Origin of the sequence: Collinsella aerofaciens, from assembly GCF_025289055.1 — a bacterium.
Lineage (GTDB): Bacteria > Actinomycetota > Coriobacteriia > Coriobacteriales > Coriobacteriaceae > Collinsella.
Map to the genome: position 1 here is coordinate 32105 of NZ_JAESIQ010000008.1, position 22005 is coordinate 54109.

16 protein-coding genes are annotated in these 22005 nt (G+C 59.1%); 12 read left to right on the forward strand and 4 right to left on the reverse strand.

All coding sequences use genetic code 11. From position 1 onward, the window contains the following. Positions 1 to 249 precede the first annotated feature (249 nt). The 9 genes from JMJ97_RS03605 to JMJ97_RS03645 all read left to right on the forward strand — a co-directional run bounded on the left by JMJ97_RS03605 (position 250) and on the right by JMJ97_RS03645 (position 13059). Positions 250 to 1809, forward strand: coding sequence for an MFS transporter (locus JMJ97_RS03605; RefSeq protein WP_055285984.1), 1560 nt, complete (start codon positions 250 to 252; stop codon positions 1807 to 1809). A 115-nt stretch (positions 1810 to 1924) separates the two neighbouring features. Then, positions 1925 to 3520 carry a glycoside hydrolase family 28 protein gene (locus JMJ97_RS03610; RefSeq protein ID WP_260699192.1) on the forward strand — a complete coding sequence of 532 codons (1596 nt, stop codon included), beginning with the start codon at positions 1925 to 1927 and terminating at the stop codon, positions 3518 to 3520. A 104-nt stretch (positions 3521 to 3624) separates the two neighbouring features. Continuing rightward, positions 3625 to 4434 (forward strand): alpha/beta hydrolase, encoded by an 810-nt coding sequence (locus tag JMJ97_RS03615; RefSeq protein ID WP_006234764.1) that lies wholly within the window; start codon positions 3625 to 3627, stop codon positions 4432 to 4434. Continuing rightward, the gene (locus JMJ97_RS03620; RefSeq protein WP_260699193.1) at positions 4431 to 6596 is read left to right on the forward strand and encodes a pectinesterase family protein; all 2166 of its coding nucleotides are present in this window, start codon (positions 4431 to 4433) and stop codon (positions 6594 to 6596) included. The genes JMJ97_RS03615 and JMJ97_RS03620 overlap by 4 nt, the downstream gene beginning before the upstream one ends. A 69-nt stretch (positions 6597 to 6665) precedes the next feature. Beyond that, positions 6666 to 7334, forward strand: a complete 669-nt coding sequence (locus tag JMJ97_RS03625; RefSeq protein ID WP_230317544.1) for an SGNH/GDSL hydrolase family protein — start codon at positions 6666 to 6668, stop codon at positions 7332 to 7334. Positions 7335 to 7441: 107 nt separating this feature from the next. Continuing rightward, the gene (locus JMJ97_RS03630) at positions 7442 to 8680 is read left to right on the forward strand and encodes a glycoside hydrolase family 88/105 protein (RefSeq protein WP_138114068.1); all 1239 of its coding nucleotides are present in this window, start codon (positions 7442 to 7444) and stop codon (positions 8678 to 8680) included. Between the two features lies 1 nt (position 8681). After that, positions 8682 to 9587 carry a sugar phosphate isomerase/epimerase family protein gene (locus JMJ97_RS03635; protein WP_260699194.1) on the forward strand — a complete coding sequence of 302 codons (906 nt, stop codon included), beginning with the start codon at positions 8682 to 8684 and terminating at the stop codon, positions 9585 to 9587. Positions 9588 to 9691: 104 nt separating this feature from the next. Continuing rightward, positions 9692 to 10909: an FAD-dependent oxidoreductase gene (locus tag JMJ97_RS03640; protein WP_260699195.1), complete on the forward strand. Its 1218-nt coding sequence runs from the start codon at positions 9692 to 9694 to the stop codon at positions 10907 to 10909. A 200-nt stretch (positions 10910 to 11109) separates the two neighbouring features. Next, entirely contained in the window at positions 11110 to 13059 is a 1950-nt protein-coding gene (locus tag JMJ97_RS03645; protein ID WP_260699196.1) for an NAD(P)/FAD-dependent oxidoreductase, read from the forward strand. A 118-nt stretch (positions 13060 to 13177) separates the two neighbouring features. Here JMJ97_RS03645 and JMJ97_RS03650 read toward each other — a convergent pair whose 3' ends face one another. From JMJ97_RS03650 to JMJ97_RS03660, 3 genes are all read right to left on the reverse strand, one after another. Further along, positions 13178 to 13819 (reverse strand): RpiB/LacA/LacB family sugar-phosphate isomerase, encoded by a 642-nt coding sequence (locus tag JMJ97_RS03650; RefSeq protein WP_195520940.1) that lies wholly within the window; start codon positions 13817 to 13819, stop codon positions 13178 to 13180. A gap of 140 nt (positions 13820 to 13959) precedes the next feature. Beyond that, positions 13960 to 14769, reverse strand: a complete 810-nt coding sequence (locus JMJ97_RS03655; RefSeq protein ID WP_260699197.1) for a gluconate 5-dehydrogenase — start codon at positions 14767 to 14769, stop codon at positions 13960 to 13962. 160 nt (positions 14770 to 14929) lie between these two features. After that, positions 14930 to 15622 carry a FadR/GntR family transcriptional regulator gene (locus tag JMJ97_RS03660; RefSeq protein ID WP_260699198.1) on the reverse strand — a complete coding sequence of 231 codons (693 nt, stop codon included), beginning with the start codon at positions 15620 to 15622 and terminating at the stop codon, positions 14930 to 14932. 232 nt (positions 15623 to 15854) lie between these two features. Between JMJ97_RS03660 and JMJ97_RS03665 the strand changes: the two genes are divergently transcribed. Continuing rightward, positions 15855 to 17216, forward strand: a complete 1362-nt coding sequence (locus JMJ97_RS03665) for a GntP family permease (RefSeq protein ID WP_260699199.1) — start codon at positions 15855 to 15857, stop codon at positions 17214 to 17216. 108 nt (positions 17217 to 17324) lie between these two features. Further along, the gene (gene ilvD / locus JMJ97_RS03670) at positions 17325 to 19103 is read left to right on the forward strand and encodes a dihydroxy-acid dehydratase (protein ID WP_260699200.1); all 1779 of its coding nucleotides are present in this window, start codon (positions 17325 to 17327) and stop codon (positions 19101 to 19103) included. A 248-nt stretch (positions 19104 to 19351) separates the two neighbouring features. Here ilvD and JMJ97_RS03675 read toward each other — a convergent pair whose 3' ends face one another. Then, the gene (locus JMJ97_RS03675) at positions 19352 to 20443 is read right to left on the reverse strand and encodes an ATP-binding protein (protein WP_195246053.1); all 1092 of its coding nucleotides are present in this window, start codon (positions 20441 to 20443) and stop codon (positions 19352 to 19354) included. Between the two features lie 501 nt (positions 20444 to 20944). On the opposite strand from JMJ97_RS03675, the gene JMJ97_RS03680 reads away from it, so the two are divergent. Further along, complete coding sequence (locus JMJ97_RS03680; RefSeq protein ID WP_260699201.1) at positions 20945 to 21637, forward strand: GntR family transcriptional regulator; 693 nt, start codon at positions 20945 to 20947, stop codon at positions 21635 to 21637. Positions 21638 to 22005: the final 368 nt, after the last annotated feature.

The following is a 22005-nucleotide window of genomic DNA, read 5'->3' on the forward strand; positions in this document are numbered from 1 at the left end:
AACGTTCACCTATCTCATGGCTGTCCAGCATGGCACCCTTACCAGCAGAAAATAGGTGTGAGGATCTCAATTGTGTCCGTTCGGCGGTAATAATCGACCGTTCGGGGATAATATGCAAGTGAACGTTCACCTGTCGTAAGCAATCGCGCATAATCTAACTAAACGTTCACCCTGAATGCTGGGCAGACAGATGTCAGTGTGGACTCAAATGTCTTGTTACAAGACAATCGAGAAAAGAGAGGGAGCTCGATGACTAATAAGATCGGAAAAAAGCGTAAGATCACATTCTGGACGCGCTTGGGCTTTGGTATGGGCGGTATGCTCAATTCCGGTGCCCTGACCTTTACGCACAGCTACATGGTGCTGTTCCTGTCCACGGAGTGTGGCCTGTCCGCAGGCGAGGCTGCACTGATCAGCTCGTTTGCCATCTATGTCAACGCTATTCTTTGCCCGCTGATGGGCTTTGTGGCCGATAACTTCTATGCCACCAAGATTGGCCGCATCTTTGGTCGTCGTCGTTTCTGGATCTTGCTGGCCATCCCGATGATGATCGCCGAGCCGCTCATCTTCGTGGCTACGCCGTTTGGCTTCCCGTACTACTTTGTGCTGTACCTGATCTACAACGTCGCGTATACGTTCTGCACCGCCAACCTGTCGCCGCTTACCATCGAGATGACCGACGACTTCAAGGAGCGTACGTACCTCACCGGCTACAAGCATCTCTTTGGTAACGCCGCCGGCTTCCTGATGGCTGCACTTGTGGGCTTCGGCTTTGGCACCTTCGGCGAGACCAACCCGTTCAGCTACTTCATCATCGCTACGATCAACGCTTCGGTCATGGCAATCTCGCTGCTCTGCGTGTACCTGTCCACGTGGGAGCACACCCCCGAGGAGGTCGCTCAGGAGAAGATCGAGAGCGTCGGCGAGGGTATCAAGAAGTTCTTCATCGACGTAATCTCCACCTTCCGCAACAAGTCCTTCCGCAAGGTCCTGTACGCACAGGTCTCCACGAAGCTCGCTGCTGCCTGCTGGTCTGCCTGCCTGTCCTTCTTCATCGTCTACTGCCTGCAGATTCCTAAGTCCTACGAGTCCGTGATGGAGATGCCTGGCAAGGTCGTCGCTATCGTCTGCACCGCCATCTGGGTCGCTCTCATGGCCAAGAAGGGCTTCCACAAGTCTTGGTACCTGGCCAACGTCGGTTGCGCTGCGTGCATCATCGCCTACAACTACTTCGCCTTTGGTCAGATCAATGGCACCTCCACGGTCGCCATCGCCATGATCGCCTACCCCATCATCTTCGCCATCTGGAAGTTCTTCTACGTCGGCTTCCAGTACCTGCCCGATGTTCTGCTCAACTACATCCCCGATGTCGATGAGCTCATCACCCTGCGTCGTCGCGAGGGCATCTACAGCTCCGCGCAGCAGCTCTGCCAGCAGATCGCCCAGGCTATCGCCGTCAACGTGTGGGCTATCGTCCTTGCTGCCTCCGGCTTCATTCAGACCGCCGGCAATAGCGACGCCGTGACCCAGCCCGCTACCGTGCCTCTGTATATCTGCGGCTACATGATCATCGGCTGCGCCGGCTTCTTCCTGCTTGCGGCCGTCCTTGCCCGCGGCATCAAGATCGACAAGGAGCAGTGCGACGTCCTTTGCGACGAGATTCACCGAGTCAAGGAGGGTGGCAAGATGGCCGACGTCAAGCCCGAGGTCAAGGCGCTTTGCGAGGAGCTCTCCGGCTTTAAGTACGAGGACTGCTTTGCCCACAACAACGTTGGCTTCCAGGACGGTAGCGTAACTCCCGCCGAGTAAGGCCGACATATCGTCCAAATCACAGGGCCGTGCCACCGGAATTCCGCCGGCAGGCACGGCCCTTTTTCAACAGCGTACAATTTGCCTTTAGAGCATCTTTTTGAGGGAGAAACCCATGGAGACGAACGTTATCTGGCGCAACGCGCGCGCGGCGGTTATCGAGCTTGACGACGGCGGTTACTTTACCTGCGCCGATACGTGGGAGATCTTTGTCAACGACGAGCCCGCCGGTACCACGAATACGGTCGAGACCTATGTCGACGGCCTGACCCCCGGCAAGCGCAACCTGGTCCGTTTTGTCTGTGGCGAGCGTGAGCTGAGCGTAGGTGTCACCACGCCGGCTGAGCCCTTTACCATCAACGTTCGCGACTGTGGCGCCAAGGGCGATGCCGAGCATGATGACACCACCAACATCCAGGCTGCCATCATGGCCTGCCCCAAGGGTGGCCGCGTGCTGATCCCCGCCGGTAGTTATCGCATCAAGTCTCTCTTCCTTAAGAGCAATATCAACATCGAGCTCGCCGAGGGAGCGGTGCTGCTGGCCCGCCACGATCGTGCCGCGCTTGCCTACATTCCGGGAACGGTCACGGGCAACGAGGGCGCCGGTTATGCCGGTACCGATATGCTGCCCCTGGGCCGCTGGGAGGGGGAGAGCTTCTCGACCTACTGTTCTACCTTTACGGGTCTGGGCGTGCACGACGTGTGCATCTATGGTCGCGGCGCGATTGACGGTCAGACCGATTTTGCCGAGGACAACTGGTGGAACAAGGACTTTAAGAACATCTTTCGCCCGGAGGAGGGCCGCGAGGTCGCCCGTCCGCGCATGATCTTCCTGTCCGAGTGCCAAAACGTGAGCCTTGCCGGCTTCACCGTCCGCAACAGCCCGGCGTGGAACATCCACCCCATCCTGTGCGAGCACGTCGATGCGCTCTGCCTGTCCATCGAGGGTCCCAAGAACTCCCACAACACCGACGGCTTCGATCCTGAGAGCTGCGGCTTTGTCCGCATCTTGGGCTGCCAGTTCTCGGTGGGTGACGACTGCATCGCCGTCAAGAGCGGCAAGCTGGGCATTGAGCCCGAGCTTCGTCCCGCCACGCACGACGTGCTGATCTCTCACTGCTACATGCACGATGGTCACGGCGCCGTGGTCCTGGGTTCAGAGGCTGCCGGCGGCATCAAGGACCTTACCGTGAGCAAGTGCCTCTTTGAGCGCACCGACCGCGGCCTGCGCGTCAAGACCCGCCGCGGTCGCGGCAAGGACGCCGTCAACGAGGGCATCACCTTCGAGCACATTCGTATGGACGAGGTGCTTACGCCCTTCGTGGTCAACTCGTTCTACTTCTGCGACAAGGACGGCAAGACCGACTACGTGCAGTCTCGCGAGGCACTGCCCGTCGACGACCGCACACCTGGCTTTGGTGCCACGACGTTTTGTGATATCGAGGCTACTAACTGCCACGCGGCTGCTGCTTACATCACGGGCCTGCCCGAGAGCAAAGTGACGCGCCTGACGTTCCAGGATGTCCACGTGACCTTCGCGCCGGATGCCGAGCCCTTTGTCCCGGCCATGGCCTGCGGCGTTGAGCCCATGGTGCGCCAGGGCATCATCGCGCAAAACGTCAAGGTACTCGACCTGCAAAATGTGGTGATCGAGGGCCAGGACGGCGAGGAACTGCAGCTCCAGAACGTCGACAAGGTTGTCCGTTCCTAACTCGGGTTGATGACCAGGGCTGCATTGTCGGATAAATCGGCAATGCAGCCCTTGTGCGATACGGCCGTGTGCGCTGCGCTACGCATCATGGTGAAAGGGAATACATGCTCAATAAAACGATTCCTGTCGGGGTCGATGGCTCGTCTGCCACGATTACGTCTTATGTTTTTGCCCCGACCGAAGATGCTTATGCTTTAAAACCGCTGCCTGCAGTTGTGGTCGTGCCAGGAGGCGGCTACGATCACGTTTCGCCGCGCGAAGGCGAGCCGGTAGCGCTCCGTTTGTTGGCGATGGGCTACCAAGCGTTTGTACTGAACTATTCGGTTGCTCCGGCTGTCTATCCGCTGGCATTGCAAGAACTCGCGCGGGCGGTCGATACCGTCCGAAGCCATGCGGCAGAGTACTGTGTCGATCCTGATCGGATTACGGTCATGGGTTTTTCGGCCGGTGGGCATCTAGTTGGCTTGCTCGGGGCGCTTTGGGACCAACCCTGGCTTGCAGAGTCGATTTCGGCATCGCCTGAGTCGATTCGGCCTGACACACTTTGCTTGGGCTATCCGGTCGTAAGCTCGGGGGCCTATGCTCATCGTGGTTCGTTTGAACACCTAACGGGTGCCGATGGCGCTTTGGCTCAAAAGTTGTCGATCGAGAATATGGTGGGCGATGGCTTCCCCCGTACGTTCTTGTGGCATACCGCCGAGGATGCATCGGTACCAGTTCAAAATAGCCTCCTTCTTGCGCAGGCTCTTGCCGACCACGGGATTGGCTTTAGCCTACATGTCTTTCCGCATGGAAAGCATGGGGCATCGCTCGCCACGGCCCAAACGGCATTTAAGGGCTGCGCCGAGCATATTCAGCCACAGGTTCAGGGTTGGCCCGAGCAGTTCGTTGCATGGGAGCGTGATGGACGATGAGCGAAAGTATCTATACGCTGCGCGTTTCGAGGGCTGCGGCAGGAGCGTATCCAACGATTTCCGATGCCTTGGCGGCAGCCGATCAGCTCTATCCGGATGCCGAGCAACCGGTGATGATTCGCGTCGATCCGGGCGAGTATTGCGAGCGGGTCGAGATTCATCGCTCGCATGTGACGATTGAGGGAGAGACGGCCGACAGCGTGCGTATCGTGGGCAGCCTGGGTGCCAAGATGCCTTCGGAGGACGGCTCGGGCGTCGACGGCACGCTCGGCACGTTTAGGACCTATACCGTTTTGGTCGATGCCGACGACGTACGGCTCGAGAACCTCACGATCGAAAACGATGCGGGCGATGGGCGCGAGGTCGGTCAAGCGATTGCCCTGTATGCTGATGGCGACCGTCTGGTTGTCGATGCCTGCTGCATTAAGGGACACCAAGACACGCTGTTTTTGGGTCCGCTGCCGCCGCATGAGGCCAAACCGGGCGGGTTTATAGGACCCAAACAGTATGCGCCGCGCCGGGTGGGGCGCCAGTATTTTCGACGTTGCCGGATCGAGGGCGATGTCGACTTTATCTTTGGCGGCGCGCGTGCCTACTTTGAGGGGTGCGAGATTCGCTCGCTCAACCGCGATATGGACGTGAACGGCTACGTGACGGCGGCGTCGACGCCCGAAGGCGAGCCGCACGGCTTTGTGTTCCACGGCTGTTCGTTTACAGCTCCGGATGGCGTGGCGCCGGATTCGGTCTACCTGGGTCGTCCTTGGCGCGAATGGGCGCAAACTGTGCTGATCGATTGCTGGCTGGGGCGACATATCAAGCGCGAAGGCTGGTGGGATTGGAATAAGCCGGCGGCACACAACTGCGTGCAGTATGCTGGCGCGATTCTGCATGGGCCGGCGGGTGATACTACCGGCTGGGTGCCGTGGGCGAATGAACTCGATGTGATGGCTGCCGCCGGGTACGCTCGCGAGCAGGTGCTTGCCGGTGGGGATGGCTGGGATCCCGAGGGCGGCGACGGTGATGCGGTTGAGACGGCTGAACTGTCTGCCAACGGCCGCACCGTGCACATCGAGACGTACTGCGAAGACGAACCTGCGCTGCGTGCCCGGCTGAAGCGCGAGGGGCGTTCGGCTGCTTTTACGGGCAAGACTCCTGCAGATTTTGAGGCATGGAAGATTGCGACCAGGACTCGTCTGTACGATGTTTTGGGCCTTTCGCTTATGGACCGCGTCCCGATTGAGATTCGTGAGCTCAGCCGCGTGCGGGTTGCCGGCGGCATCGTGCGCACCCATGCGATGTTGCAGGTCGAGCGCGATGTTTGGATGCCGTTCTACCTGCTCGAGCCGCAGTCGCCTAAGCTCGATGCACACGGCCGCAAGTGTTGCTATATCTGCCCGCATGGCCATCAGGGAGCAGGCGCCGCAAGTGTTGCGGGCGTGACGGGCGTGCCGGCGGTCGATGATGCTGTGCGTAAGTTCAATTTCGACTACGGTCTGCGTTTGGCGCGTATGGGTTACGTGACCGTCTGCCCCGACGCACGCGGTTGGGGATACCGTCGTGACTGGAAGGGCCAGGGCGATGACGAGAACAGCTTTCTGCGCGGCACGTGCCTAAACCAGGCGCGCATGGCCGAGCCGCTGGGACTTACCGTTGCGGGTCTCAACGCCTGGGATAACATGCGTCTGATCGATTACCTAGAGGCGCGCGGCGACATTGCCATGGACGACCTGGGCTGTTTTGGCTTTTCGGGCGGCGGATACATGACGCTGTATCTGGCGGCGCTCGACCCACGCGTATGCAAGACGTTTGTCTCGGGCTACCTGTACGGTGTCGATGATTCGCTGCTGCACCTCAACGGCAATTGCAGCTGCAACTACACACCCGGACTTTGGCGCTTGCTCGACATGGGCGATATTGCCTCGCTTATTGCGCCACGCCCGTTGTTAGTGCAGAGCTGCGAAGAAGATCATCTGAACGGTTCGCGCGGGCTGAAAAATGTCGATGAACAGCTCAAGATCGTGCGCGATGCCTACAAGTTGCTGGGCCGCAGAGATGCTCTGCGGCACGAGGTGTGTCCGGGTGGACACCATCTGGGAGTGACACATCTTGTCGAGGATATCGAATGGCTCGATTCGCACGTTGCGAAATGCGACCGTGCATAGCCCCTCGGCATGCTGCAAATAAACGGTACGTACCTGTATGGCCGCCAATGGGCGGATGAGGAGAAGATTATGGAAACGAAGAGCTTGAGTGAATCGACCATTTGCTGCTTTGGCGACTCAACGACCTGGGGCGACAACGGCTGCGGTGGGGGAGGCAACGACATCTCGTGGACCTCGCATCTGGGCGCGTTGCTGGGAGGCGCGGTCATCGAGAACTTTGGCATCAAGGGCTCGCGTATCGCCGTCAAGGCCGACCGCAGCGATTCGTTTGTCGAGCGCCTGGACGGTATCGACGATGCGGCCGATATCTACATTGTCTTTGGCGGCGTCAACGACTTTAGCCGCAACGTGCCGCTTGGCGAGTTGGGCAGTACCGATGTGCATGAGTTCTACGGTGCGCTCGATTACCTGATCCGCACCATCACGGCACGCTCGCCTCGGGCAAAGCTCGTGTTTATGACGCCGTGCAAGACGAGCGGTAAGCACGAGAAGGATATCCCGGCAAGCGATGAGCTCAATCACCTGGGGTTGACGCAGGTCGCCTACGTGCGGGCGATGCTCGAAGTCTGCGACCGCTACTCCGTTCCGGTGATTGACCTGTATGCGCAAAGTGGCATCAGCCCGTTTTTGCCAGAGCACCGCGAGCTCTATATGCCGGACGGTCTGCATTACAGTCCTGCCGGCTATGAGCGCCTGGCGCATCGCATCGCCGCGGGTCTCACCGCCGTTTGCCGCTAAAAGTCTGCCGTTTGCGGGGAATATAGGGTTAACGTTCACCCTATATTCCCCGTTCGCGTTACACTAAGGGTAACGTTCACCTATCGTTTATGTCAGAGGGGACAGCAATGGGTTGCAATCAAATCCTGGACCGTTATATCGAGCAGTTGATCGAAACCTCTACGCCGCAGGCGCCGGCTTGGAATATCGAAAAGATTCGCGCCGGCAAGGAGAACACCTGGAACTATATCGACGGCTGCATGATCAAGGCGCTCATCGAGCTGTATGAGATTACGGGTGAGCAGCGCTACCTGACGTTCGCCGATGACTACATCGATTTCTTTGTCCAGGACGACGGTACCATCAAGCATTACAACCCGCAGGAGTACAACCTCGATAACGTCAATGCGGGCAAGACCCTCTACAAGCTGTATGACCTGGTGGGCAAGCCCAAGTATCGCGCCGCCATGGATACCATCTACCGCCAGCTCGAAACCCAGCCGCGCACCAAAGAGGGCGTGTTTTGGCACAAGGCCGTCTACCCCAACCAGATCTGGCTCGACGGCATGTATATGGCGCAGCCGTTCTACATGCAGTATGAGCTGAGCTTCCACAACCGTCGTGCCTGCTCGGACAGCTTCCATATGTTCCAGGTTGTGCATGACCTGATGCGCAACCCCCTCAACGGTCTGTACTATCACGCTTACGACGCGAGTCGCAAACAGTTCTGGTGCGACCCGGTCACCGGCCTTTCGGCTAACTTCTGGCTGCGCGCCGAGGGCTGGTTCGCCATGGCGCTCATCGACACGTGGGAGCTCATGCCGCCTTCGATGTCAGCCGAGAAGGACGAGATCCGCAAGATGTTCCACGATCTGATCGACGCCATGCTGCCGTATCAGGACGAGAAGACCGGCATGTGGCACCAGGTCATCAACCTGCCCAATATCGCCCCTAACTACCTAGAGGAGTCGGGCAGCGCCATCTTTGCCAACGCCATCATGAAGGGCGTGCGTCTGGGCGTGCTGGGCGAGCGTTACTATCAGTACGGCCGTCGCGCCTTCGATGGCATCTGCGAAACCTGCCTGTCCGAGTGTGACGGGCAGCTGGCGCTCGACAACATCTGCCTGGTTGCGGGCTTGGGAAACACCGCGCACCGCGAGGGCACGTTTGATTACTACATGAGCGAGCCCGTGGTCAAAAATGATGCAAAGGGTGTGGCGCCGCTGGTGCTTGCCTATATCGAGACCATGCATCACGACAAGCTGGCCGGTAAGCGCGATCCGCTCGCCCCCTCGGGCGTGTGCTCCATCGAGGACCCGTTTGGCGGATACACCCCGGGCATCAACGCTCATAAGGGATGTGAATAACGTGGGGGCTATTACTCCGGGTGTGCGTTTGCACGACCTTCCGCAGGGGACCGTCGAGGAACGCATCCGCATGGCGGGAGAGCTGGGCTTTTCGTGCATTCAGCTGCCGAGCAAGGTGCTCTACGCATCGATGGGGATCGATCGAGGCGGCCTGACCCGCGAGCTTGCCGACCATTTGCGTGCGGTGCTCGACGAGGCGGGCGTTTCGGTCGCCGTGCTCGGCTGCTATAAGAATTTGGCGACGCCCGATCGCCAACAGCTCATGGATAACATTGCCGAGTACGAGGCATGCCTGAACTTTGCCCAGATGCTCGGCGGATGCCCGGTTGGCACCGAGACCGGTCGCCCCAATGCGCAGAACCGCGTTGCTGACGACCGCATGACCGATGGGGCACTCGAAGCGTTTGCAGACGGACTTGCACACGTCTGCGATCGGGCCGAGGCCGTGGGCGGACAAATTTTGATCGAGCCCGGTTGGAACGAGACGGTTAATACTCCGGATCGCTGCCGTGAGGTGCTGGAGCGCGTCTCGAGCCCGTCGCTCGGCGTGATCTATGACCCAGTGTCGCTGCTGCACCCCAGTGTCGTTGACGAAGCGCAGGAAATCACCGCGCGCATGCTCTACTTATGCGGCAGTAAGATCCGCGTGCTGCACGCCAAGGATTTTGAGATCGTTGATAACGAGGACGGAGCCGGATGGTGCGACGGTACGGGTTCGCGCCTGGTGTGTCATGGCGTGGGCGAGACGGGACGATATGACTTTGAGCCTGTGGTGGCCTGGGCGGCTGCCGCCTGCCCTGGGATTCCCTGCGTGGTCGAGAACAGCGTACCGGCGACGGCGGCTGACTGCCTGGCGACACTCGAGCACATGTCTGCTCGCTGCGGGGCTTCTCATCGCGAGTTATAGCATTGGCTTTTGCCGTGTCGGCAGATTGAGATTACCTGTATGGGGGCGGCGGTGAAGGGTCTTTATCGTCGCCCCCATTGGATTGCATTAAAAAGGGGAGTTGCGTGGCTATCCACATTGTCGAAGAGGCGAATCGTTGCCTAGGTTGTAAAAGGGCGTTCTGTCAGATTAAGGGCTGCCCGGTTCAGACGCCTATTCTGCAGGTCATCGACCTGTTCAAACAGCGTCGTCTAGAAGAAGCGGGCGAGCTGCTGTTCCAGAACAATCCCATGAGCGCGGTCTGCTCCATGGTTTGCAACCATTCGGGCCAGTGCGAGGGCGCGTGCATCCAGGGCCGCAAGGGCACACCCGTACATTTCTCGAGCATCGAGAACTATATCTCAACAGCGTATTTGGATCGTAAGGAGTGGACGCCCGCGCCGTCGTGCGGCAAACAGGTTGCTGTGGTCGGTTCCGGTCCTGCCGGTATTACCGTGGCCATTAAGATGGCCCAGCTGGGCTGTGCCGTCACGGTATTTGAACAGCGCCCTGAGATCGGCGGTGTGCTGGAGTACGGTATCCCCGAGTTCCGCCTGCCCCGTGCGCTCGTGCAAAAGTACCGCCACGTGATGTGCTCGCTCGGCGTGCGCGTGCGCCCTTCGACCACCATCGGCGGCGCGTTGCACATCGATGACCTGCTGCGCGACGGCTACGATGCGGTCTTTGTTGGTACCGGTACCTGGCGAGCTCGAAAGTTGGGTATTCCCGGCGAGTCGCGCGGCAACGTGCTGTTTGGCATCGATTACCTGGTCGATCCCGCGAGCGTGGCAATCGGGCAGAACGTGGCGGTCATCGGTGCCGGCAATGTTGCCATGGATGTTGCCCGCACAGCCCTGCGCTCGGGCGCTCGCAAGGTCACCGTGTATGCCCGCTCGCGCCATATCTCGGCCATCGATGACGAGGTGGAGCTGACCGAGCTTGACGGTGCCGAGATTGTGTGCGGCAAGGCGATCTGCGCCATCGACGATAACGGTCCGGTGTTCGAAACGGCTATCTTTGACGAGGACAACAATGTGGTGGGCTACGAGGAAGAGCTCGACCATGCGTCTGCCGACACAGTTGTGATTGCAGCTTCGCAGGTGCCCAAAGACAAGCTTGTGCTTACAACGGGCGGCCTAGAGACCGACCATCGTGGCCTGCTTTCGGTCGATGAGAACGGTATGACCACCGTGCCTGGCGTCTTTGCCGCCGGCGACGTGGTTAACGGCCCGCTGACGGTTGTTCACGCCGTAGCCGGCGCCAAGCTCGCCGTCGAAGGCATGACTACCTATCTGGGCCTCTAACTCCATCCCGCCCATCAGTTGCGGTGAAATACGGACTGTTTTGGCTGGCAAAAGTCTCATCTACTCCGTATTCCACCGCAACTTTTTGTGGGGATTGGATTAAAGGCGGGGGAGTGCGAGCGGGTACGGACGCGGCGGTTGCTGATACGATAAGTACGTTAGCAAGTGCCGCCGAGCGGCTCAAACGAAAGGAAGCCTGTATGGAGTCATCCGCCTACCCGATGCTCTTTAGCCCGATCAAGGTCGGTACGACCGAGGTCAAGAACCGCGTCTTTATGCCGCCAGTGTCCACCAACCTGGCCGATCATGGCTATGTGACCGACGACTTGGTCGATCATTACCGTGCCCGCGCCAAGGGCGGCGTGGGCCTCATCATCACCGAGGTCGTGACGGTCGAGCCTACCTATACCTATCTGCCGGGTGACATGTGCTGCTACGACGACACGTTTATCCCTGGCTGGGAAAAGCTCGCCGCGGCCGTCCACGAGTATGGCTGCAAGATCATGCCGCAGCTCTTCCACCCCGCCTACATGGCCTTTAACATTCCGGGTACGCCGCGCCTGATCGCTCCGTCCTTTGTGGGCCCGTCCTATGCCCGCGAGGCGCCGCGCCCCATTACGGTCGATGAGATTCACGAGCTCACGCATCAGTTTGGCGACGCTGCCGTGCGTATGCAGAAGGCCGGTGTCGATGGCGTCGAGGTCCATGCGGCGCACGCCCACGGCATGCTCGGCGGTTTCTTGACCCCGCTCTATAACAAGCGTACCGATGAGTACGGCGGCTCGCTCGACGCCCGCATGCGCTTTTTGCTCGAGGTCATCGCCGAGATTCGCGAGCGCTGCGGCAAGGACTTTATCATCGACGTCCGCATCTCGGGCGATGAGTACACCGATGGCGGCCTGACCCTCAACGACATGATCTATGTCTCGCGTCGCTTGGAGAAGGCCGGCGTCGACATGATTCACGTGTCGGGCGGTACCACCATCAAGCGCGGTTCCGCAATTCCCGCCGCCGGTACTCAGCAGGCCTCGCATGCCGCCTGCTCGCGCGAGATCAAAAAGCACGTCAACATTCCCGTTGCCACCGTCGGACGCATTAACGAGGCTTGGATCGCCGAGGAGCTGATCGAGGACGGTGCCGCCGACATCTGCATGATGGGCCGCGCCAATCTGTGTGATGCCGAGTTCTGCAACAAGGCCGCTGCCGGCAACGCCGACGATATTCGCCCCTGCATTGGCTGCCTGCGCTGCCTGAACGGCATTATGTTTGGCAAACGCATCTCCTGCACCGTTAATCCGGACGTGGAGCGCGACGAGGCTGGCTACGAGCCTGCCGCCGAGGCCAAGAACGTGCTCGTTGTGGGCGCTGGTCCTGCGGGCATGGAGGCGGCGTTCATTGCCGCCAAGCGCGGCCACAACGTGGTGCTCGTGGACAAGCAGGACGAACCGGGCGGCGAGATGCGTATCGCAGCCGTTCCGCCGGCAAAGCAGGAACTCACCCGTGTGATCAAGTATCAGTATCGCCGTCTTGCTGAGGCGGGCGTGAAGTGCGTATTTGGCACCGAGCTTACTGCCGAGGACATTCAGCGCGACTACGCCGGCTACGAGGTCGTCCTGGCCTATGGCGCCGAGCCCATCGCTCCGGCCTTCATGCAGGGCTTTAAGCAGGTTATGACGGCCGACGACCTGCTGGGTGGCAAGGCTTTCCCGGGTAAGAAGATCGTCATCGTGGGCGGCGGTACCGTTGGCTGCGAGACGGCCGATTACCTGGCCCCGTTGGTCAACGACCTGTCGCCGGCCAACCGCGATGTCACCGTCATCGAGATGACCAAGACGCTCGCCGCCAACGAGGGCGGTGCCGGTCGCGCGGTGCTCATCACGCGCATGCTCTCCAAGGGCGTCCACGTGCTGACCGAGGCCAAGGTGACCGAGATTACCGAGGATGCCATCAGCTACGAGAAGGACGGCGAGGTCCACACCATCGCCGATGCCGATACGCTGGTACTTGCCATGGGCTATCGTCCCAATACCAAGTTGGCCGACGACCTTGCTGCAGCCGGCGTTACCACCCACGTGTTGGGCGATGCCAACAAGTGCGGCAACATCCGTGACGCCATCGGCGACGGCTACAAGATTGCCTGCGAGCTCTAGTTAATCCCTTGGTGCATGGGGCCTGTCCCCGCGGCGTCAGTCGGTAGATAGCAAAAAGCGGCGGTCGTCCCGTACGTGGGACGACCGCCGCTTGCGTTAGCTGCAATGAGTCGTGCGATTAGAGGCCCAGGATCTCCTTGACCTTGGTGATGATGGCCTCGTCGGTTGCGTTGGCAAAGAAGTACTCCTGGAAGTGTTCGCCGGCAAGTGCGCCCTTCACCAGGTCCTGATCGATCTCGCCCAGAACGTCGACGAGCGGACGCATAGTCACAGCGCGGACGCCGTCGAGGATCTTCTTGTTGCGCTGCTCGGGCTCAACACGCTCGGCAGGATAGCCGTTGCCCGAACCAAAGCCAAAGAGCTTCTCAAAGGTGTACTCAAGGTTGAGCTCCTGGCCCCAGCCGTTCTTGAGGGCGAAGGGCATGGCAACGGCGTTGCCATCGTTGACCTGGGCAAAGGTGTAGGCGTCGAGCGGGTCGGCAACGTGGCCGCACAGCACGCCGGGGAAGGAGTTACAGGCGAGCATGGCGCCCTCGCCGGTGCCGCAGCCGGTCACGACGTAGTCGGCAGCACCGGAGTTCAGCAGCACGGCGGCAAGGATGCCGTTCTGCACGTAGGTGAGGGGCTTGGAGTCGGCGTCGGCATACATGCCATAGTTAAAGACAGTGTGGCCCATGGGCTCGACAACCTTCTTAAGGGCAGCCTCAATCATAGGGTTCTTGGAGTTCTGAGAGTTCTCATTGATCAGAGCGATTTTCATTGCGAATTACCTTTCTATTTCTAACTTGCGGTGAAATACAGACTGTTTTGCCTGATAGAAGCCAAAACCAATCCTTATCTCACCGCAACTCAAATGAAAAACGAGTGGATGAAACCTGATGTGGGCAGTTGCGGTGACGCTTATTGAGGCTGCTTTCCAATGTATGCGAGGATGCCGCCGTCGACGTAGAGGATGTGACCGTTGACGAAGTTCGATGCATCGGAAGCCAAGAACACGGCGGGGCCCTTCAGATCCTCGGGCGTGCCCCAACGGGCGGCCGGCGTCTTGGCAATGATGAACTGGTCAAACGGATGGCGGCTGCCGTCGGGCTGCGTCTCGCGCAGCGGCGCGGTCTGCGGCGTGGCGATGTAGCCGGGCCCAATGCCGTTGCACTGGATGTTGGCCTCGCCAAATTCGGAGCAGATGTTCTTGGTGAGCATCTTGAGTCCGCCCTTGGCGGCGGCATAGCCGGCGATGGTCTCGCGGCCCAGCTCGCTCATCATCGAGCAGATGTTGATGATCTTGCCGTGGCCCTTGGCGATCATGCCGGGCAGGCAGGCCTTGGACACGATAAACGGTGCGTTGAGGTCAATATCGACGACGCGGCGGAAGTCCTCGGCGCTCATGTCGAGCATCGGGGTACGCTGGATGACGCCAGCGTTGTTGACCAGGATATCGGGCGTGCTGCCAAAGTCGGCCTCAATCTTGGCGATGAGCTCGGCGACGACGGCCTCGTCGGTGACATCGGCAACATAGCCGTGAGCGTCAAAGCCCAGCTCGCGGTAGTGCTTCTCGGCCTCGGCGACCTTGTCGGCGTGACGGGCGTTAAAGGCGATTTTGGCGCCGGCCTCTCCGAGCGCCTCGGCAATGGCCATGCCAATGCCGTAGGTGGCGCCGGTCACGAGCGCGACCTTGCCATCCAGGCGGAAGCTGTCCATAAGATTAGACATAGCGATCCTTTCAAAAGAAACGTTCATCTATATAAGTCTTGCTTTTCATACAAGGTCAGTATAGGAGAAGAGGGGGAATTAAAAGACAGATTCTCCTAAAAACAGGTGAACGTTCACTTTTAAAAGGTAAACGGTGGTCTCGCCCTTGCCGTGCGGACGTCTATTTGCTCTGTTCCTGCGCTCCCTCTGCGATCATGTTGCGGTTGTACACCAGATGCAGGTACATCGCGTCGTGCGCTGCGGTGGGATTGCGCGCGGCGATGGCGTCGGCCACGCCACGGTGGGTGCGGATGGTTTCCTCAACCAGCTTTTTGCCGGTCACGTCAATAAACAGGGGGACAGACGCCTTGAGCACGCCCATTAGGCGGGGAACGACGAGGTTGCCGCAGCTTTCGGCAATTGCGATGTGAAACGCGGTGTCGGCGGCAGAATAGTCTTCGTCCCGCGCGGCCAAGTGCTCGGACTCATCGCAAAGCTCTTTAATGCAGATGATTTGATCGTCGGTCGCGTGCTCTGCGGCCATGCTGGCCATCTGCGGCTCGATCATAAAGCGCACTTCGAGCAGGTCGCATGCCAGGCGCCTCTTGTCATCGATAAAGGTAAAGCCCAACGGATCGTCGGCAACGCCGGGGTTTGATGCCACATAGGTGCCCGAGCCCTGCTTAATGCGCACGATGTTGCGCGACTGCAGCAGCTTCATGGCTTCGCGTACGGTGCTCCTGCCGGCGCCCAGGCGCTCGACGAGCACGGCCTCCTTGGGCAGGCGGTCGCCTTGCTCAAGATGTTCATCCAGGATCAGTTGAATGATTTTCTCCGAAATCTGCTCGGGGAGCCCCAAATCGGTTCGTGCCACGCTTCACCTCATATCAAAAAATTCATCAGAGCTATTCTAGCTCATTCAACAGAAGCCGCGGTGGTTCGCTCAGACAATGGGAAGCTGTGAGTAGCCGTTTACCGTCAAAACAGACCGTTCACCAAATACATCAGATGTATTTCGAACAAATTTCAAAATGAAACGTCAGACCTATTGAAAACACGCTATAGTCATCAGACGAATTCAAAAGGTCTGATGAATTGGAGGAAAGATGTCAGACCCAACGTTTATGGCTGATCCCACCAGGCTGGTCATCGCCGCCATCGTGGGCATTGCGCTGCTGCTTGCGCTCATCATTAAGTTCAAGCTGCACCCCGTGCTTTCGATGATGGTCTCGGCGCTCGCGATCGGCATCGGCGCCGGTATGCCACTCGACCTGGTGGCGGACACCGTCACCAAGGGCGTGGGTACCACGCTGCAAAACATCGCCCTGCTCATTGGCCTGGGTTCGATGTTTGGTCAGATTCTTGAGGAGAGCGGCGGCGCCAAGAAGATTGCCCAGACCTTCATCGATACCTTTGGACAGGGTCATTCCAGCTGGGCGCTGGGCATTACCGGTCTGGTTATCGGCACTACGGTGTTCTTTGAGGCCGGCGTGGTCGTTTTGATTCCGCTTGCGTTTAGCGTGGCATCCCAGACCAAAAAGTCGACGCTCTACTACGGCATCGCGCTACTCGCGGGACTTGCCGCTGGCTATGCGTTTGTGCCGCCATCGGCCGGGTCGGTTTTGGTCGCCGGCACGCTCGGTGTCGACCTGGGCACCATGATCCTCGTCGGTATCCCCAGCGCCTTCATCGCCATGGCGATTGCCGGCGTCATCTGGGGCCGCAACGTGGGCGGTCGCATTTTTACCGATGTTCCGGAGCACTTTACCTCTGCCGAGGGTGCGAGCGACGAAAAGGAGCTTCCCTCCTTTGGCATGGTGCTTGCCATCGTGCTCACGCCGCTTTGTCTGATTTTGCTGGGCACGTTGTCCTCTTATATCCCCATGCCCGCCGAGCTCGCCTCGATTCTCGCCTTCCTGGGCAAGCCGTTCGTCGCTTTGACGCTCGCCACGCTCGTCGCGATGTATCTGCTGGGCGCGCGCCGCGGCTACTCCGGCGCCGAGCTCAAGGCCCTGCTCGACCGCTCTCTTAAGCCCGTCGGCATGATCTTGCTGGTTATTGCCTGTGGCGGCGTCATTCGCTGGATGCTGCAAGACTGCGGCTTGGGCCAGGTTATCGGCCCTATGCTCGAGGCCTCACCGCTGCCTTTGGTGGTCGTTGCCTTTTTGATTGCCGTCATGGTGCGTGCCTCTGTCGGCAGCTCCATCGTCGCTATGACCATGGCATCGGGCATTATGGCCGCCATGCCTGCGGTCGCTGGTGCTTCGGTGCTCATGCGTGCCGCTATCTGTCTTGCAATTTGCGGCGGCGCCACAGCCCTCTCGCACGTCAACGATGCCGGTTTTTGGATGTGCTCCTCGTTCCTGGAGATTGACGAGAAGACCACCCTCAAGTCCTGGACCGTTATGGAGACGCTCATCGGCCTTTCGGGTCTTGCCTGCGCCCTGGTGATTTCGTTCTTCGCCTAGTTCGCGTAGCTAAGCATCTTTCGCCGAGTGCATCGCCCGGTACCCATTTACACCTGATTCATTAACCAACGATTGGTACAACCGTTTAAATCAAAAGAGGAGAGCATCATGGACGAGAAGACCAAGGCACAGATTCAGCAGGAGGCAGCCGACCTGGTTGCCAAGCTGCAGCCGCGTTCCGGCAAGTTCCGCACCATCAGCCCCGAGATGGACCCGCTGCGCTTGGGCTCTGGCTGGAGCATCGAAGACCTGGACAAGCCGCAGGTCATCATCGAGTCGACCTTTGGCGATTCGCACCCGGGTTCTGCCGGCCTGTTCGAGCTGGTCGAGGAGGTCCGTGCTGGCGTTGCCGAGGCTGGCGGTCACGGTGCTCGTTACTTCTGCACCGATATCTGCGACGGTGAGGCCCAGGGTCACGATGGCATCAACTACTCGCTGCCCAGCCGCGACATGATCGCCAACATGATCGAGATCCATGCCAAGGCCACCCCGTTCGACGCCGGCGTCTTTGTCGCCAGCTGCGATAAGGGCCTGCCTGCGAACCTCATGGCCATGGGCCGCATCAACATCCCCTCCATCGTCGTTACCGGCGGTGTCATGGATGCCGGTCCCGATCTGTTGACCCTGGAGCAGCTCGGCGCGATTTCTGCCCGCTACGAGCGCGGCGAGATCTCCCGCGAGGAGCTTGAGTTTGCCAAGCACAACGCATGCCCCAGCTGCGGCGCCTGCTCTTTTATGGGCACCGCGTCGACCATGCAGGTTACCGCCGAGGCCCTGGGCCTTATGCTCCCCGGCACGGCCCTGCTGCCCGCAACCAGCTCCGATCTGCGTGAGTTTGCGCGCGAGGCCGGCCGTCAGTCCGTGTGGCTCTCCGAACACAACCTGTGCCCGCGCGACATCGTGACCAAGGAGTCCTTCGAGAACCTCATTATGGTCCACGGTGCCATTTCGGGCTCCACCAACTCGCTGCTGCATATCCCCGCGATTGCCCGCGAGTTTGGCATCGAGATGTCCGCCGACGACTTCGATCGCCTGCACCGTGGCGCCCACTACCTGCTCAACGTTCGCCCCGCAGGTGAGTGGCCGGCGCAGTTCTTCTACTATGCGGGCGGCGTGCCGCGCATCATGGAGGAGATCAAGTCGATGCTCCACCTCGATGTCATGACCGTCACCGGCAAGACCCTCGGCGAAAACCTCGAGGACCTTAAGAACAACGGCTACTACGAGAAGTGCGGCCGCTACTTGGAGAAGTGGAACCTCAAACGCGAGGACATCATTCGCCCGTTTGACCAGGCTTTTGGTACCGACGGCTCTATCGCCATCCTCCACGGCAACCTTGCCCCCGAGGGCGCCGTTGTCAAGCACACGGTTGTTCCGCGCGAGATGTTCCAGGCCACGCTTAAGGCGCGTCCGTTCGACTGCGAGGAGGACGCTATCCACGCCGTCCTGACGCACGAGGTCAAGCCCGGCGACGCCGTCATCATTCGCTATGAGGGACCCAAGGGTTCCGGTATGCCCGAGATGTTCTACACCACCGAGGCTATCGCCAGCGATCCCGAGCTGGGTGCGAGCATTGCCCTGATCACCGATGGCCGCTTCTCCGGCGCCTCCAAGGGCCCGGCTATCGGTCACGTTTCGCCCGAGGCTGCCGTGGGCGGCCCGATTGCCCTGATCGAGGAAGGCGACCTGATCCAGATCAATATTCCCGAGCGCTCGCTGTCCATCGTGGGCATCGCCGGCAAGGAGATGGAGCCGGCCGAGGTCGACGCCGTCCTGGCCGAGCGTCGCGCCGCCTGGAAGCCTAAGGCTAATCGTTACGCCTCCGGCACGCTCAAGTTCTTTACCGAGCATGCAGTTTCCGCCATCCAGGGTGGCTATATGGAGTAGCGCCCATGCGCATCAAATATCTCCTCTCATAGATGCGCGGCGCAAAGAGCCCCGAGCTCACACGAGCTCGGGGTTCTTTTCGTCTGGATTGCAGACGTATCGTCGGACGAAAGCACGTTGCGTCTAGGGAAAAAACGTACGAAAGCGCAATTTCATCCTTATTCCGAACGTAAAACAGACGAAAACCGTTTACGTCTGCTTTAAATCCGTATGAAAACGGTTTTCGTCTTGCAGGGCAGTTGCCGTTTCTACAGTTCAACTTCCAGTTCGGCTTTGTGTTCGTAGAGGTAGTCGCGCATGTAGGGGATGGCAAATGAGACCTTGCCGTACGAAGGAGCCTCGATAATCGATTCTCTTAACAGGCGGCTGCGGACGGAGCTCACCTGTTGAGGCGTTTTGTTTAGGGCATCGGCAACCATGCTGGTCGAGCTCGTCTGCCCCAAAGACGCCATGCTCAGCAGATAAGCGATGCACGTGGGCGGAATGCGCTGCAGCGCGGGCTCAATCACCATGGCGCAGAAGCGTTCGCGTGCCGTTGCAATGCCGCGCTCGGCTTCTTCTTCTCCAATAATCGCTGTATGTGCGCGTCTTGCCAACTGCCATGCGTAGTATCCAACGAGTTGGATCATGAAAGGATAACCTTGCGTTGCCTCGGCAAGTTGGCCGGCAATACCTGGCTGCAACTCCATGCCAGACGCTTCAATGGTTTCCTCGAGGGAGTACGACACTTCGGTTACTGCCACAGCCTTCAGGTCAAAGGGGAGGGCACGGCGCAAAAACGTAAGTGTCTTTCCGTTGATGATGCTTTCAATCATCGAAGGCAGCCCCGCAAAAACAAAGGCGATATCAAGGTCTTCGCCGATAACCTGCTGAATCGCAATGGAGAGCGTTCGGACCTCATCGAGCTCTGCGTCTTGAACCTCGTCGAGAGTGATGAGCAGGCCATTTCCATTCTTGGATATTGTCTGTCTCATGGCGTCGCGTAGCGATGGGCCGATTCGCTCAATATCTATGCTGCCGATGGATATGCCAGCTACGGTGGGCTCAAATCTGGCGTGTTTGGCCTGGAATTTGGGCTGCAGCTGTTCGAGAATGCGCTGGCAAAGTCCCTCGGTTGCGACCTCTTTTATGACCGTCCAGCCACGGCTTTGCGCCAAACGTGAGCACTCGTCAAGGAGGACCGTCTTGCCCGTTCCACGGACGCCGGCTATGCGCATTAGGCGCCCAGGGGCACCAGGCCCGTTGGTGAGGCCTTCACTGAATTCTTCGAGTACATCTTCGCGGCCGATAATCGTGGGGGGTGTTTTACCTGCTGTGGGCTTAAAAGGGTTTGTTTGCATGTGAGCCACCTTTGCTCAAGATATAGCAAGATATAGCAAAGTATAGCAAGATATAGCAAAGTATAGTGAGATATAGCAAAGTAAGCGCTACTCGCGGGTTTTGCGGTGGTGCTATTTTCCAAATGCCGCGCAGATAAAGCGCTGGTCGAACAGCTTGTTGGCAACTCACGAGGGCTCGGGGTGCCAATTTGGGATGGAGTGGTGCTGTGCCACGAATAGGGCCTATCTACTACGTTTAAGCCGCAGAGGTCAACCATAGCCGGCTTTTTCGAAAATCGACAAGCTGCCTACCTGCGGTTTTGTTTTCACGGTTTTCGGTATGGCCGAGGCTGTCCGTGTTAACGTAGTAGATGGGCCACTTTTGTGGCAAGGGGGCCGATCTGCGGGCCAGGGTAGCTAAAAGAGCCCCGTCCCAAAAAGACTGATTGGGAGCTGGGGCGTGTCGATGCGATAGTATTGCATGGTGGTATTCGACTAACCGAGGGTTTATCCGAGGGCTTTATGGAACAGCACCAGCATTATCAGAGCCTGCAAGATCAGGCATACAACGCATTACGCTCCAAGATTATCTATGCCGAGCTCAAGCCCGGCACGCGCCTTTCGGCGATTGGTCTGGAAAAAGAGACGGGAATCGGGCGCACGCCCATTCGCGAGTCCTTTGTGCGCCTGCGTGAGCAGGAGCTGGTGGAAACGCGTCCCAAAAGCGGCACCTATGTCTCAAAAATCAGCATGGAACGCGCCGAGAACGCCTGTTTCTTGCGTGAGAAACTCGAGAGAAGCGTGCTTATTAAATGCTGTTCGGCTGCTACGCCCGAGCAAAAGCAGCGGCTTGAGCAGATTCTTACCGAGTCCGAGTCGCTCGACCATGGCGAAACGCGCCGTTTCTTTGACCTGGATAACCTGTTCCATGAGACATGTTTTGAGATTGCCGGTCGTCACATGTTGTGGGATTGGATGAAGAGCATCAACACGCATTTTGAGCGATACAACTGGTTGCGTATGGTGTCGCAGGCTCTAGATTGGGAGCCGATTCGTCGGCAGCATCGCCGGATTCTCGAGGCCATTAAGAGGGGCGATACCGACACGGCGAGCTATCTGGCAGAGACGCACTTGCACCTGATGCCCGAGGAGCAGGGCCCGGTTATCGCCTTGCATCCCGACTATTTTGAGCTGTCCAAAGACTCGTTCATCTAATCAATCCCCATATAAGTTGCGGTGAAATAGGGACTGTTTTGCGGCCTAGGTGGCGCAAACAGTCCCTATTTCACCGCAACTGCGTTGGGGCGTAACCGGGGCACAAAGCTGCGGCGCCGCTTGGAGAAAATGACCGGAAGCAAGGGTCCGTTCCTCCAGACGGCGCCGCAGCTGTTTTGGTGGCTCGGCTTTTGTCGATGTGGCTCAACTGGGCGCGGTTGCCAGCTGAGTATGCAAAGCGGCTCGGGGGCGTGTCGCTTCCGTCACGTTCTATCAGCATACAAGACGGTTTTGGTTCTTGTTCGTGACGGAAACGGCGCGCTTCCGAGCCGTTTTAAAAGAAAGGGGGCGAGGTCTAGGGCACGCCC

Bases quoted from the DNA above. Each gene is read 5' to 3' on its own strand.
- JMJ97_RS03675 (WP_195246053.1), bottom strand. From the start codon at position 20,443: ATGCAAACAAACCCTTTTAAGCCCACAGCAGGTAAAACACCCCCCACG.
- JMJ97_RS03645 (WP_260699196.1), top strand. From the start codon at position 11,110: ATGGAGTCATCCGCCTACCCGATGCTCTTTAGCCCGATCAAGGTCGGT.
- ilvD (WP_260699200.1), top strand. From the start codon at position 17,325: ATGGACGAGAAGACCAAGGCACAGATTCAGCAGGAGGCAGCCGACCTG.
- JMJ97_RS03615 (WP_006234764.1), top strand. From the start codon at position 3,625: ATGCTCAATAAAACGATTCCTGTCGGGGTCGATGGCTCGTCTGCCACG.
- JMJ97_RS03610 (WP_260699192.1), top strand. From the start codon at position 1,925: ATGGAGACGAACGTTATCTGGCGCAACGCGCGCGCGGCGGTTATCGAG.
- JMJ97_RS03650 (WP_195520940.1), bottom strand. From the start codon at position 13,819: ATGAAAATCGCTCTGATCAATGAGAACTCTCAGAACTCCAAGAACCCT.
- JMJ97_RS03655 (WP_260699197.1), bottom strand. From the start codon at position 14,769: ATGTCTAATCTTATGGACAGCTTCCGCCTGGATGGCAAGGTCGCGCTC.
- JMJ97_RS03665 (WP_260699199.1), top strand. From the start codon at position 15,855: ATGTCAGACCCAACGTTTATGGCTGATCCCACCAGGCTGGTCATCGCC.
- JMJ97_RS03620 (WP_260699193.1), top strand. From the start codon at position 4,431: ATGAGCGAAAGTATCTATACGCTGCGCGTTTCGAGGGCTGCGGCAGGA.
- JMJ97_RS03630 (WP_138114068.1), top strand. From the start codon at position 7,442: ATGGGTTGCAATCAAATCCTGGACCGTTATATCGAGCAGTTGATCGAA.
- JMJ97_RS03625 (WP_230317544.1), top strand. From the start codon at position 6,666: ATGGAAACGAAGAGCTTGAGTGAATCGACCATTTGCTGCTTTGGCGAC.
- JMJ97_RS03605 (WP_055285984.1), top strand. From the start codon at position 250: ATGACTAATAAGATCGGAAAAAAGCGTAAGATCACATTCTGGACGCGC.
- JMJ97_RS03680 (WP_260699201.1), top strand. From the start codon at position 20,945: ATGGAACAGCACCAGCATTATCAGAGCCTGCAAGATCAGGCATACAAC.